The organism is Ascidiimonas aurantiaca (assembly GCF_037646345.1).
Lineage (GTDB): Bacteria > Bacteroidota > Bacteroidia > Flavobacteriales > Flavobacteriaceae > Ascidiimonas > Ascidiimonas aurantiaca.
In genome coordinates this window covers 35,773-50,140 of record NZ_JBBEWR010000001.1, presented here as the reverse complement: position 1 = coordinate 50,140, position 14,368 = coordinate 35,773, and the positions used below count along the sequence as shown (strand labels likewise).

The following is a 14,368-nucleotide window of genomic DNA, read 5'->3' as shown; positions in this document are numbered from 1 at the left end:
TTAAAACTCATCGGTCACACAGCCCTGTGAGGCCGATGAAACGGTTTTGGCATATTTGTATAAAACACCTTTTTGATAACGAAATCCGGGCTGTTTCCAGTTCGCTTTTCGCAAGTGTAAAGTTTCCTCATCAATACTTACTTCTATGGTATTGCTTTCTGCATCAATGATAATGTGATCTCCATCCTGAATAAAGGCAATCATACCACCCTCCTGTGCTTCGGGAGATATGTGCCCAACCACAAAGCCATGGGTTCCTCCTGAAAATCTACCATCGGTTATCAGGGCTACTTCTTTGCCAAGGCCTGCGCCCATAATAGCTGCTGTAGGTTTTAACATTTCAGGCATCCCAGGCCCCCCTTTGGGTCCTTCATAACGTATTACAATTACATCACCTTTTTGTACCTGTCCTTGTTTTATGCCTTCATTGGCTTCAAACTCACTATTGAAAACTCTGGCCTTACCACTGAAACGTAAGCCTTCTTTGCCTGTAATTTTAGCTACTGCACCTTCTGATGCGAGATTGCCAAACAATATCTGGATGTGCCCGTTTTCTTTTATCGGGTTACTTAGGGGATGTATAATTTTCTGCCCTTCTTTAAGAGCAGGAACCTCCATCAGGTTTTCGGCAAGCGTTCTTCCGGTTACCGTAAGGCAATCACCGTGTAATAATCCATTCTCTAACATGTATTTTAATACTGCCGGAATTCCGCCGACATGATGCAGGTCTTCCATAACAAACTGACCGCTGGGTTTAAGATCGGCCAGTAAAGGGGTAGTATCACTGATTTTTTGAAAATCGGACAGTTTAAAATCTACTCCGGCAGCCTTTGAGATGGCCAGGAAATGAAGTACCGCATTCGTAGAGCCCCCCAACAACATTATAAGGCGTACCGCATTCTCAATGGCTTTTCTGGTAACGATATCTCTGGGTTTTATGTCTTTCTCCAGGAGAAGGCGCATGGCCCTACCGGCTGCTACACAACCTTCTTTTTTGGCGGTACTATTAGCCGGGTTAGAAGAATTATAAGGCAATGCCATTCCCAACGCTTCAATAGCAGATGCCATGGTATTGGCTGTGTACATCCCTCCACAGGCGCCGGCACCGGGACAGGCATTTTGTACTACTGCTTCAAATTCCTGCTCAGTAATTTTACCGGCAACTTTTTGTCCCCAGGCCTCAAATGCAGAGACTACATCTAGTTTTTTCTCACCGTGAAAACCCGCGGCTATCGTTCCGCCATATACTAATACCGAAGGACGGTTAAGACGTAACATCCCCATGAGAGCTCCCGGCATATTTTTGTCACAGCCTACCACAGTTACAACTCCATCGTAATTCATAGCCTGAATTACCGTTTCTACAGAATCTGCAATAACATCTCGCGACGGTAAGGAAAACCGCATACCGGTGGTTCCCATGGAAATACCGTCACTCACACCAATAGTATTAAAAATTAATCCTACCAGATCTTCTTTCTGTGTCCCTCTCTTAACCCAGGCAGATAATTCGTTAAGATGCATATTACAGGGGTTCCCTTCATATCCGGTACTTGCTATACCTACTAAAGGCTTAGAAAGATCTTCACGGGTAAGCCCTATGGCATGAAGCATCGCCTGTGCTGCCGGCTGTGTGGGATCTTGTGTGACATTTTTGCTGAACTTGTTTAGTGCCATTACAGTTTCTTTTCTTTTTACTTCGAAATTATCAGATTTAAAACGGGAGATTCTTCTCGTTCTTTCTGTTTATTGTAAATTCAATTGTTAAATAATTATTATAACTTTCTGTTTTACAGCTTTTTAAAAAAACTGATTTATCATAGCCAACAAGCCTCAGCCCATAAAAAAAGCCTGTATCTTTTTGATTGATACAGGCTTTTCTTGAGATAGTACTATTTGCATCAACCCGGTAGCGGATGAATTACTTTAATACTGCTAATGATCACTTGTAAATACATTTTTTAAAACAAAAAGCCTTCCGTAAGGGAAGGCATTATTTATATTTTTCAATTACCGGTCCCCTTATTTGCCTTTTGAGCAAATACTATTAATAGTGACCTTATTTTCGAAATTTCTTTTCATTACAGATCAATATTACAAATAATTATTTAAATTGAAAACATTAATGCAGTTTAAATTATGAATTCTTTTGCGGAGTCCCATTTCATTACACAAAAAGAATATTTTGAAAGTGGTAAAACTTTAAATATCAGTCACAGGATTACACTCCTTAAAAAGCTAAGAAAAGTAATTATTGAAAAAGAGGATGCAATATGCGAGGCTTTGTATTCCGATTTCAGGAAGAGTAAGTTTGAATCTCTCTTATCAGAAACACAATTTGTACTGGCCGAGCTTAATATGGTCATTAAAAAAACAAGATCATGGGCAAAAACTCAAAGAATATGGCCTAGCCTGGCAAATTTTCCTTCACTGGCATCGGTGTATAAAGAACCTTACGGACAGGTACTTATTATTTCTCCATGGAATTATCCTTTTCAACTGGCAATTGCCCCTCTTATAGGTGCCATTGCAGCAGGTAATACTGTTATTCTTAAACCATCAGAACATACCCGGGCAACCTCGGCCATTTTAAAAAATATCTTATCTGAAGTTTTTGATGCGGGGCATGTACAGGTAATAGAAGGAGATGAAGAAACGGGAAAAGCTTTGTTGCAACTCCCCTGGAACTATATTTTCTTTACGGGAAGTGTGGGTGTTGGCCGTAAAGTATATGAAGCCGCAGCGCGCAATCTTACGCCGGTAACTTTGGAACTGGGAGGTAAAAACCCCTGTGTTATTGATAAAACTGCTAATATCGCGTTAACAGCCAGGCGTATTACATGGGGTAAATTCCTGAACGGCGGACAAACATGTATTGCTCCGGATTATATTTTAATACACGCTTCACAGAAAAAAAACTTTTACGAAGCGATGAAAAACGAGATCGAAAGAGCTTATGGCAGCGACCCTTCAATATCTCCCGACTATCCCCGAATAATCAATACGAAAAACTTTGACCGACTGACCGGCTTACTGGAGGGACAAAAAATTGTATTGGGCGGTACCACCCGTTCATCTGACCGGTTTATTTCGCCAACACTCATCGATGAACCCGATAAAGACAGTTCTCTAATGGCCAGTGAGATCTTTGGCCCGATACTTCCGGTAATAAGCTTTACAAAAGAGGAAGAAATAGAAGAGATGGTAAAAAGGTATCCCAAACCTCTTGCTATGTATGTATTTTCAAGTAATCATAAAAAAGCTCGTAAATGGATGCGACATTTTTCTTTTGGAGGAGGTGCCATTAATGATACCATTATTCAAATTATAAATAAAAAACTTCCTTTTGGCGGGGTGGGACAAAGTGGTATAGGCAGTTATCACGGGAGAACCAGTTTTGACACTTTTACCCATAAAAAACCAGTAGTAAGGAGAGGTATATGGCCTGATATACCCATACGGTATGCTCCCTATTCAAAAAAATTAAAAATTGCTAAAAAAGTAAAACACTTAATTTGAAAATGGAAAAAACAGTTTCTGAGGCCATTGCTTACCGGCGTTCGGTAAGAGTTTTTAAAAAAGATGAGCACCCACACCCTGAGGAAGTGAAAGCATGTCTTGAAGATGCCGTGCTGGCCGCTACCAGTAGCAATCTGCAATTATGGGAATTTTATCATATTACTGATGATGTCCTTATGAAGAAAATGACAAAAGCCTGTCTGGGTCAAAACGCAGCAGCTACCGCCTCACAGTTGGTAGTGGTGGTAACCAGAAAAGACCTTTGGAAACAAAGAGCCCGTTTCAACGCAGCATTTCTTTCACGGCTTATCGGTGATAAACCGAAGGAAACTTATTCCCGAAGGGAGAAAAATGCCCTGGCCTATTATCAAAAGCTAATTCCTATGGTGTACTTTGATTTTCTTGGAATAGTGGGCTGGCTTAAATATTTGATATTTATCATTGTAGGGCTTTTTCGACCGGTTTACCGACAGTTACGCTCCAGCGATCTCCGTACGGTTGTGCATAAAAGCGCGGCCCTTGCTTCGCAAAACTTTATGTTGAGTATGGCGGCAAAGGGTTATGACACCTGCCCTATGGAGGGTTCAGATACTTTAATGATAAAAAACATTCTCAAATTACCTCGTGGCTCAGAAATATGTATGGTTATTGCCTGCGGTATTAGAGACGGTAATAAAGGTATTTATACAGAAAGATATAGGGTGCCTTTTGAAGAGGTATATCACTCATTATAATAACAGACAGAAAAATAAACGATCCTTAAAAAAGCTTTGTTAAACTTCAATGACCTTGTGTTTAATGGCATATAGAACTAACCCAATACGACTTTTTACATCGAGTTTATCAAAAAGTGTTTCCCTGTAACCATCTACCGTTTTAGGTGAAAGGAACATTTCACTGGCAATTTCCTTATAGGTCATTTCGGTGCAGGCCAGTTTTAAAAATTCTATTTCCCTCTCTTTTAGCTGGATCTCTTCATGCTTTTCTTTTCGTTCAAGGGTATCAAGTAATGTGTTGGTAATACGGTCTGAATAATAAAACCCTTTCTCCAGAACGTCTGAAAGGGCTTTCCTGAAAATATCAGGATGTATATCTTTAAGGAGATATCCCTTAGCTCCCAGTCTAAGCATTTTAATGATGGTTTCTTCGCTATCATCCATCGACAGGGCTATTGATTTTATTTCAGGGTGGTTTTGTTTTAGCCAGTTCATAGTCTCAATACCATTCATAATAGGCATATTGATATCCAGCAATACTACATCTGGCTGGGTTTTGCCTTTCTCCAGGGTTTCAATGAAGTTTTTTCCATTGGTTGCATGAAAGATAACCTCATAGTCTCCAAATGAGGAAACCAGGGCCTCAAGTGATTGAGCGAATAGCGAATGGTCATCTACTATGGCAATCGTATATTTTTTCATGATACCTGGTGCTTATATGGATATCTCAAAGTTACACAAACTCCTTCATTAACCTCTGCTTTAATTTTAAAATCTGCTTTAATAAGTTCTGAGCGTTTTCGCATATTCATAAGTCCCGAACCTTCATTAATGGCAGTAGCATCAAAACCAATACCATTATCATGAGCAGAAATAAACAGATCTTTATGTGAGTACTTTACCGTTATATTGAGATGAGAAGCTTTAGAGTATTTAATGCAGTTGGAAAAACATTCCTGAAAAATACGAAAAATAATGATCTCATCTTTTTTGTCCAATAATACAGGATCTCCTTCCAGATGATAATTTATATTTAGAAAATTGAGCCTTTTAAAACGATTGATCTCAGATTCCAGAGAATCTTTTAAACCAATATTAGATATAAAATCTGTATTTAGTGAGCGTGAAAGCTGCCGCATTTCACTCAACCCTTTTCCTAATACATCGGAAGCTTCACTTAATCTTTTTTTATGTGTATCGGGAAGATCTGCCTGAAGCATGTTGAGCTGCATTTTTGCTACTGACAGTAACTGCCCAATGTTATCGTGCAATTCCCAGCTTATATTTTTGAAAGTTTGCTCCTGAATCTCGTTCTGAGTTTTGGCAAGTTCTACTTCATAACGCCGTCTTTCTTCTGCTTTTTCAATAAGAAGCTGGGTTTTCCTTTTTTGAAAAACAGAAAAAATGAGTATTAAAGTAACTATTAAAATAAATAGTACAATAGATACTGCCAGTACTAATAATTGTATTTCTTCTTGCTCCATAAAACTCCGTACACAAAACAACTATGCATAAGTAAATTAAGTCCAAACAGAATAATAACATAAATATTACTGTTAAAGTTATAGTATTCCGCTATAAACTGAAAGGGCATAAAAGGTACATGAAACAGCAATAGTCCCAGGCTAAACCAAAACATGACCGATCTTTCAAACCGAAGGATGAACTCACTTGAAAGTACATCCATGAAATATATGACAATAGTACTTATTAAAAGAATTACGCCAACAGCATAAGTGTAACTCTGAGTTATTTTATCAAATTCCTGTAGAAAAGCAGAGATCGTTACAAATGCTATAAGAAACAGCATAAAAAACCATAACAGAGTCCTTCTTTTAAGTGGGTTTTTAACCAAATACCTGTACCAAAGTATATAAAAAGAAAATTGTACCAGAGTATAGATATTTACTATAATCTTTACAATCCTGATATCCTGGTCAAAAACCTTATAAAAAAGAAATTTATATGAAAACTCGGTGATAACAATAAACCAAATTGAAAATAAAAAGTACTTTGCCCTTCCATGACTATATTTATAAAAAAATAAGGTGCTGATGATAGCGCTTGTAAGGGCAATGTACTTTATTGAACCTTTTAGAACTTCTAGTTCAAGCATTCTTTTCTAGTTTGGATAGGCTGCAGCTGGCGGGTTTCCATTCCCACCATATTCCAGCGGGCCTATCGAAGTAATGTCGGGACTAATTTCTGAATCATCCAGTATCATACCGGTCATAAAAAAAGCGCCTTTTTGCTCATTAGGTCGTCCTGTAGGACTAATAAAAACCGTTAAGTTACCACTCTTTTTACCATACTTTTCTTTAGATTCGGGAAAAAGTCCGAAATAAATCCGAAAACCTTCCAAGTTAATTTGCTGTTTAGCGGCTTCACGTTTTGCATAAGCAATATAACTTTCAAGTTCTTCAAGTGTGTAATAACTGGATGAAGATAAATTAAAATTAGGTTTTACTTTCTGGTTCATAAACTCTTTTAAAACACCGGATTCTCTAGAAGCTACAGAAAGCTCTTTACTGTTAATTTCTTGTAACTCGCGATACTTTGACGACAGGTCCTGTAACTTTTGTATATGATCTACAAAACCGGAACTCATTTCTGTCGCAAAATCTTTATTTATGAGTTTGGCTTTCACCTTTTCGGGGAGGTCGGGATACGGCTCTTCTACCGGTCCCATTTTACAGGATGCCAGTGATAATAACGTCATGGGCAGAGCAACTAATAACAAGCTTTTAAAATATGTACTTTTCATAATATGGGAGATTTAATTTTGGTCGAAGATAGATAAAATTATTATTTACAAATTAAAAAAGGATACGATCTAATTAGATGATCCAAATATAAAACTTTAAATATCAAATGGTTGTGATTAAACCCCCTTTTAAAAAGGGGGAATTTCCCCGTTTCAATATTAACAGTCTTTTGTTTTAAGAGACAACATTGCTATTCTACCCTGTAATACTTTATAAAACAGGGAAAATCCCCTTTCCAGAAATACAACTCCTTTTTATTTTGTGAATTTTATTTTGTCAAGACAATGGAAGCAGTGTTTATGAAACATGATGAATATAAACAAGATATATCCCAACTGCTGGAAACGGCTTATGAGTATCAATTGATCTCCTGGAATGATGGCCTGATATACAAAGACTTTATCACAGCTCTGTGGAGAACTTTTTTAAAACACGAAGCTTTTAAAGAAAAAGCTAAAAGTATGCAGAGTGCTATTGGTGAAGGAAAATGCCTGGAGCTGATAGCCGCACAGATTGATCTTACGAGAAAATAATTCTATTGCTGAAGTTTCAGCCTATCTCCGGTTTTTTTCTGGGCCAGTTTAGACACTGAAGCTTCTGACAATTGTAAAATACGAGGGTACCCTCCTGTAGTTTGTCCATCTCTCATTAGAATAATTAATTTTCCCGAGGGAGTTAACTGCACCGTTCCGGGTAGTGTTGCAGAGGTAATCATGGAAAAAGTATTGGGGGGTAATACTTCTGTCAATTGGTAGGCCATTCGATTATTCTCTTTGGCAACTGTAAAACGCATGTTGAACAATGTTCTCTTCTGTTCATCTGGCAATTTGTGAAATTCAGGACCCGGAAAGACCGTAAGTATTTCAGAATCCAGGTAACTGTCGTCTATAACTGTTTTCAAACCATGTATTGATTGTCGGGTACCCAGTGGCAGTTCATCTCCTGCTTTTAAAACCAATTGACCGGTAATATTTTTAGCAAATGATCTACTTCCCAAAACAGTCTGGGTCTCTATCCCGCCAGAAACAGCGAGGTAGGTCCTGAAACCTTTTATGAGCTTGCCAAAACTGAGATGATCTCCGGGGTGTACTTCATAAGGTTCATAGTTAAACAAAGGAATATCATTGAGATAAGGAGACATATAAGCTCCGGTAATGGCAATACGGGCAGAGGTATTAAAATGCAGTTTCGGGCCGGTCATGGTAATCTCCAGTACTGCTGCATCTGGTATATTTTGCACCATTTTGTTTGCAATGTCTAACGCAAATCTATCCATCACTCCTCCAGTGGGAACACCCAAATGACGGTAATGATAACGTCCTTTATCCTGAACGGTTGTATAAAAACCGGACTTTATTACTTTAATCATTCCCTTTTATTTTTTCGGGTTTATACACGCCGGTTGCCACTTCTATTTTCAGAATCTGATATTGAGGTAAAGAAACAGGATAAAATTTAACTCTGTCTCCTACTTTAACAAAACAGGGAGGGTCTTTGAGAACATCAAAAAGCGGTACCGGGCAGTTTCCTATTAAATTCCAGCCTCCGGGTGATTCCTGAGGGTATATTCCCGTTTGACTTCCTCCAATACCCACGGCTCCCGCGGGTACCCGTAGTCTTGGCTCCTGCCTTCTGGGTGTTATTAAAGTTTCCGGCAAGCCTCCCAAATACATAAAACCCGGTAAAAACCCTATACAATACACAGTGTATAAAGGCGTGGTATGAAGACGGATCACTTCTTTGGGGGTTAATTCTTTTTGTTTGCTTATCACCTCCAGATCGGGAGCAAGATCAGATTCATAACATACCGGTATTTTCCACGAAGAGGAAACCAATGGTGCTCTATCTAAAGTGATGTCCAGATCGCTCAAATACCTGCAAATTTCGGTACCTGACAATACGGGTGAATTAGCGATCACGGTAAGTGAATGGTAAGCAGGCACCAGTGATACATTGTATGCAGCCAGTGTTTTTTCTATTTGAGCCTTTACACGAAGAATATCATATAATACATCTTCATTTATTTGCGGCGGCCATTCAATAAGAGCTGCGTATTCTCCAAATTCCTTAATAGTTATCGGGTATTTTGATGCGATATGTTCCATCCGTATTTAGGAAGTGTTGAATGTACAAAGTTAAGTATTTGTATGACATTAGGTGTATCTCCATGAATACAAAAAGTATCAGCTTTTATATCACAAAGTGTTTGGTTTACAGCGACAACTTTTCCGGTCTCTAAAACATGTAAAAGGTGTTTTACAACGGCCTGAGGAGCGGTTATAAGTGCGTTGGGCTCACTTCTTGGCACCAAACTCAGGTCCTCGCGATAATTTCGGTCTGCAAAAGCCTCAAACCATATGGGAAGCCCTGCTATTTTTGCTATAAATGCCAGTACTGAACCCCAGGGGGCTACTATGGCTATCTGGTTCCCATATACCTCTTTAACTGCCCGGATCACAGTTTCTGCAACTTCAGGATTCACGGCAGCTTCATTGTAAAGGGCCCCATGAGGCTTTACATGGCCGGTTTCCAGTGCATGACGGGTAGCTGCGTTTTGAAAAACCTGTAATTGGGCTACCAGTGACTGTGTGAGTTCTTGCTGAGAAATATCCAATACTTTACGCCCAAAATTTTTCCGATCGGGATATGATGGATGCGCACCCACGATCACGCCGTATTGTTTAGCCATGAGCAATACTTCATTAAGGGTTTTCTCATCTCCCGCATGTCCGCCGCAGGCAATATTACAACGGGAAATTAAGGGTAAAAGGTATTTTTCATTTCCCAGACCTTCTCCCAGGTCGCAATTAATATCTATTTGTTTTCTTTTCATGATACAACCCCTGTTACTTTTAAAACACTACGCAGTCCCAGTAATATAGAGAGTACCACGATACTCCCAGCCAATAGATTTTGAAAGGGGGTATTTCGAAACTTTCCCAATACTCCCGGCCTGTTTACCACCCATAACAGAAATACAGCCACTACAGGAAGTAATATTCCGTTGGCGATCTGAGCGATTTGAATAACACGAATGGGTTTCATATGAAAAAGCAGCGATAACATACCGAGTAACAGTACAGAGACCCAAACTAACCGGAACCGATAATCTTTCATGGAAGCCTTCCATCCAAAGCAACTGTTGGCTACATAAGCAGCAGCTAAGGGAGCGGTTACTGCTGAGGTAACTCCTGCCGAAAGAAGCCCTATTCCTAAAAATATTCCTGCCATATCTCCAAACAAAGGTTGCAAACCTTTGGCCAGCCCCTCTACTCCGGTGATCTGTTCACCTGACAATGCGGAAGCTGCTATTATTACAGACATAGAAACTAACCCCCCCAGAATTATAGAAATCCGGGTATCACTTCTCACCTCTCCGAGCTTATCTGTAGAAGACCATTTTTCACGAACCAGGGAAGCATGCAAAAACAAATTATACGGTACAATGGTAGTACCGACAAGTGCGGCAATGGTTAAAATACTTCCTTCGGGTATTGATGGTATGAGCATGCCGCTAAACAGATCCTTCCATGAAGGTTTGGTCAATATGGCTGTAATTACGAAAGAGATACTCATAAGGATTACCAGAGTAATAAGGCTCCTTTCCAGAACCCGGTAACTTCCTGAGTACAGAATTGCAAATGTAGCACCTCCAATAAGTAAAACGCCTAAACTTCCCAAAGAACCTACAGACACGGCATTTAACCCCAGTAATGCGCCTCCTATATTGCCGGCTTCATACGCAGCATTTCCCAAAACAATAGCCACCAGTATTAAAAAAATAGCTCCTTTACGCAATATGGGAGAAGGTATTTGTGAACTAATTACTTCTGCCAGGCCTTTTTGAGTAACCAGTCCAAGACGGGCAGCCATTTCCTGAAGTACCACGGTGGCAATTATAGCCAGCACCATGGTCCATAAGAGGGTATATCCATAATTAGCACCGGCAAGTGTGCATACCGTTACGGTACCGGGGCCAATAAATGCTGCTGCCACAAGGGTTCCCGGGCCGAGATTTCTAAAGAATCGTATCACAAAAGTGGTTTTTCACTTTTGCTAAGATACGTGATGTGTATGAGTAAAGGAAATAATATAATGAAAGAAAAAGCCCCGCAAAAGCGGGGCTTTAGTTGATATTTTTACTTTTCTAATTGTTCTAAAAGTGTGTCCACTGCTTTCTTTAGCTGCACATCTTTACCGTTTGCTTTATCATCTGGTGCATTATCCAGTACAATATCAGGCACTGCGGGCCCCAGTTCCATATTTTCTCCGGTACTTTTAACATACCAACCTCTAAATGGCATTCGCACAATAGAGCCGTCTATAAGTCCGCGAGCACCGGTTGAGATAACGGCTCCAAAAGTGGGCATCCCGACCAGGGTACCTATATCAAGTGATTTATAGGCATGTGAAAAGATCTCGGCATTGGAGTAACTGGTTTCATTACATAATGCTATGGAAGGTTTTGTCCAGGAAGCCAGGGGTAACCTTTCACTGAAGGGGTAATGTTCTGAAAAACGCTTGTTCTCTTTTTCCAGATCTTTGGCAGCCCCTCTGGGTACGGTATAGGCGTGTTGTTTAACTGATAATACGGCCATTAAATAATCGGTAGTCCAACCGCCACCGTTATAGCGTACATCGATAACAATACCTTCTTTTCCCGAACCGGCTGCTGTTAGTTCTCGTTCAAAGCTTTCAAAACTGGGCCAGTTCATGCCCTGAATGTGGATATAACCCAACTTTCCGTTTGAATATACTTCGGTAAGCCGTTTACGCTCATTTACCCAAGCTTTATAGTTTTCAAGTCGATTACCTGATTTAGGACGGATGACTACCTCGCGTTTCTCTCCTTTTTTGCCCTGTACGGTAAGATATATTTTTTGACCTGCAGTTCCTGTCAATAAACTATATATGTTGGTATCCGCTTTCAGTTCTTCACCATTTACTCCAAGTATAACATCTCCTATGTTGAGCCTACTTGCTTTACGGCTGGCCGGCATACCTTCAACTACACTCAACACTTCAAGCTTTCCTTTGGAATCGGGCTTTACTTCAACTCCCAAGAGTCCTGTGCTTTCCTTTTGCAGGTCGGCTCTTTCTTCTCCTCTGTACATCCCCATGTGACTGGCGTTTACCTGCCCTAGCATCCAGTTGAAAACGGTCTTGAAATCATCTCTGGTAGAGGCTTTCATGGCTAGTGGTTTGTAAGTTGCCTTTAACTCTTTCCAGCTTTTTCCGTGAAATTTAGGGTCATAAAATCCGTTGTTAATAGCATTCCAGGCTTCTTCAAATATTTGATTGGATTCTTCATAGTAGTCAATGGTCATTCTCGCCGTGAAAGAAAGTGCTTCGGGCTTCTCTTTTCCCATTTTTAAACTTTTAGGGCTACCCCCGGATGTTGTGAAATACAAATGGCTGTTCTTACTATCAATGGTTACATTAGAAGGTCGCGCATTATTGGAGGTAATTGACTTACGTTCTTTCCCGTCCCAATTGATAGAAAAAAGATCGGCATCCACTTTAGCATTTCCTCTGGATCCTAATCCTGTGGTATAATACAAGGTTTGGGCATCTTTGGAAAAAGCCTGCAGAAATTCTCCTCCGGTATAAGAGGTTACCTGTATCTGACGTTCGTGTATATTCTCAAAATCAATGTTTACAACTACTGCTTCGTTCTTATCTTTTTCGGCATCTTTGGCATTTGCAGCACCGGTATCAGTATCTTCATCTTCTTCACGGTCTTCTTTTGTTTTTTCCCAGTCTTCTTCTAACAACCATGTAAACCACACATCGTAATCACCGTTATTACGATTGGAAGAAAACCCAAGTTTTTTGCCATCGGGACTCCACACGGGATTTACGTCTTGTTTTGGGTGCATGGATATATTCACGGGTTTTTTTGAATTGTCGGCTTTATGAATAAATATTTCCTGATTAAAATCCAGGTCTCTGCTGGCATAGGCCAGCCATTGGGAATCAGGTGACCAGGCAACTCCGGAAGCCCCGGCCCAATTATCAAGAAGTACCTTCTCACCTGTAAGTGTACCTTTCTCGGTAACATTAGCAACTATAAGTTTACTGCTACCTCTTACAAATGCCAGTTTTTTACCATCGGGCGATAATACAGGCTGTGTTTCATCTTCTTCTGTTTTGGTAAGGCGTACGACTTCGCGTTTAAGGCTTTTATAGAGATTTTTTTCATCTGGGTCTGAAGAGCTTACTGAGTACAGGTCATAAGACCCCTCCCTGTCTGAAACAAACAAAATGCTATTGTCACCTATCCACACGGGAGAACTATCTCTATAAGGAGAATTTGAGAGGTTTACGGTTCTCTTTTTTTCCTTGTCGTTATTCGCTAAAAAGAGTTCCCCTCTAATTTCAAAAATACTGTATTTATTATCGGGTGAAGGAACAATAGCAGATACCTGGTTGCTGAAGGTTTTCTTTTCTTTGGGATCAAAGCGATAATCGGTCCCTATTTGAATTGAGACCTTCTCCATATTGCCTGATGAAATATCCATAACGTGAAGCTGATCTCCCTGTACACACACCATCTTTTCACCATTTCTATTTACGTTAAATGAGAATATACCCATTTCTTTAAATTGGGTAACCTGGGTAATGGCTCCGGATGGTTGTCCGTTTTGATCCAAAGAAATGCGATGTACGTTATACTTACCGCTTCGTCCGGATTGAAAATACAAGGTTTGGTCATTTACCCACTGCGGATAGAAGTCATTACCTTCATCTGTAGTAAGCTGGGTGTAACGATTATTCTTTGTATCGTATATCCATATATCTCGGTTAGCCGGTCCCCGGTAAGCTTCACGCTCCAAACGGCAGGAGCCTTTGGTCAAAGCAACAAACCGGCCATTAGGCGATACTACGGCATCAAACCCAAGGGCATTCATATACCGGTAAGGAGTTCCTCCTTGTTTTGGAGCCAAATAAACCTCCGGTTCTCTTTCCACCTGAGCAAAATACCTTCGGGTATTGAAAAGTATATCTCCCTGTTTTGTGATATCGGTCACAACATCACTACCGGAATGATAGGTAAACCTTTTGGGAACCCCGCCATTTACCGGAATGGTGTAAACGTCATTATTGCCATAACGATTGCTCTGAAATGCAATATAACTCCCATCATGACTCCAGACAGGATTGGTGTCATATGCTTCATGAATGGTAAGCCTTCGTACATTAATACCCGAAACATTGGCAATCCATATATCACCCTGATAATTAAATGCCAGCATTTGACCATCCGGGCTTATGGAAGGAAAATGTACAAGAGGTGCCTGTGCCAGAGCCGGTACAACTATTAATGAAAAAAGTAAGGAGAGCTTTGTAATGAGATTCATTTGCTTG

12 protein-coding genes are annotated in these 14,368 nt (G+C 40.1%); 3 read left to right on the top strand and 9 right to left on the bottom strand.

The annotated features are described in order from the left end of the window. Entirely contained in the window at positions 1–1,677 is a 1,677-nt protein-coding gene (gene ilvD / locus WAO84_RS00215; protein ID WP_340062999.1) for a dihydroxy-acid dehydratase, read from the bottom strand. A gap of 462 nt (positions 1,678–2,139) precedes the next feature. Between ilvD and WAO84_RS00210 the strand changes: the two genes are divergently transcribed. Both WAO84_RS00210 and WAO84_RS00205 read left to right on the top strand, forming a co-directional pair. After that, complete coding sequence (locus tag WAO84_RS00210) at positions 2,140–3,519, top strand: aldehyde dehydrogenase (protein WP_340062998.1); 1,380 nt, start codon at positions 2,140–2,142, stop codon at positions 3,517–3,519. A 2-nt stretch (positions 3,520–3,521) separates the two neighbouring features. After that, entirely contained in the window at positions 3,522–4,253 is a 732-nt protein-coding gene (locus WAO84_RS00205; RefSeq protein WP_340062997.1) for a nitroreductase family protein, read from the top strand. 39 nt (positions 4,254–4,292) lie between these two features. Here WAO84_RS00205 and WAO84_RS00200 read toward each other — a convergent pair whose 3' ends face one another. The 3 genes from WAO84_RS00200 to WAO84_RS00190 form a co-directional block, all read right to left on the bottom strand. Next, positions 4,293–4,937: a response regulator gene (locus WAO84_RS00200; RefSeq protein ID WP_340062996.1), complete on the bottom strand. Its 645-nt coding sequence runs from the start codon at positions 4,935–4,937 to the stop codon at positions 4,293–4,295. Then, positions 4,934–5,719 carry a sensor histidine kinase gene (locus WAO84_RS00195; RefSeq protein ID WP_340062995.1) on the bottom strand — a complete coding sequence of 262 codons (786 nt, stop codon included), beginning with the start codon at positions 5,717–5,719 and terminating at the stop codon, positions 4,934–4,936. The genes WAO84_RS00200 and WAO84_RS00195 overlap by 4 nt, the downstream gene beginning before the upstream one ends. A gap of 638 nt (positions 5,720–6,357) precedes the next feature. After that, the gene (locus WAO84_RS00190) at positions 6,358–6,999 is read right to left on the bottom strand and encodes a hypothetical protein (protein WP_340062994.1); all 642 of its coding nucleotides are present in this window, start codon (positions 6,997–6,999) and stop codon (positions 6,358–6,360) included. A gap of 300 nt (positions 7,000–7,299) precedes the next feature. Here WAO84_RS00190 and WAO84_RS00185 point away from each other — a divergent pair, with 300 nt between their 5' ends. Beyond that, positions 7,300–7,533, top strand: coding sequence for a hypothetical protein (locus tag WAO84_RS00185; RefSeq protein WP_340062993.1), 234 nt, complete (start codon positions 7,300–7,302; stop codon positions 7,531–7,533). A gap of 2 nt (positions 7,534–7,535) precedes the next feature. On the opposite strand, the gene WAO84_RS00180 is transcribed toward WAO84_RS00185, so the two are convergent. The 5 genes from WAO84_RS00180 to WAO84_RS00160 form a co-directional block, all read right to left on the bottom strand. Further along, the gene (locus WAO84_RS00180; RefSeq protein ID WP_340062992.1) at positions 7,536–8,369 is read right to left on the bottom strand and encodes a 5-oxoprolinase subunit C family protein; all 834 of its coding nucleotides are present in this window, start codon (positions 8,367–8,369) and stop codon (positions 7,536–7,538) included. Then, positions 8,362–9,105 carry a 5-oxoprolinase subunit PxpB gene (gene pxpB, locus WAO84_RS00175; RefSeq protein ID WP_340062991.1) on the bottom strand — a complete coding sequence of 248 codons (744 nt, stop codon included), beginning with the start codon at positions 9,103–9,105 and terminating at the stop codon, positions 8,362–8,364. Before pxpB ends, WAO84_RS00180 begins: the two co-directional genes overlap by 8 nt. Further along, complete coding sequence (pxpA, locus tag WAO84_RS00170) at positions 9,075–9,833, bottom strand: 5-oxoprolinase subunit PxpA (RefSeq protein WP_340062990.1); 759 nt, start codon at positions 9,831–9,833, stop codon at positions 9,075–9,077. The genes pxpB and pxpA overlap by 31 nt, the downstream gene beginning before the upstream one ends. Next, a complete protein-coding gene (locus tag WAO84_RS00165; RefSeq protein ID WP_340062989.1) occupies positions 9,830–11,035 on the bottom strand; it encodes an Nramp family divalent metal transporter in 1,206 nt (401 codons plus the stop codon). Before WAO84_RS00165 ends, pxpA begins: the two co-directional genes overlap by 4 nt. Positions 11,036–11,139: 104 nt before the next feature. Next, the gene (locus tag WAO84_RS00160; RefSeq protein WP_340062988.1) at positions 11,140–14,361 is read right to left on the bottom strand and encodes a S41 family peptidase; all 3,222 of its coding nucleotides are present in this window, start codon (positions 14,359–14,361) and stop codon (positions 11,140–11,142) included. Positions 14,362–14,368 lie beyond the last annotated feature (7 nt).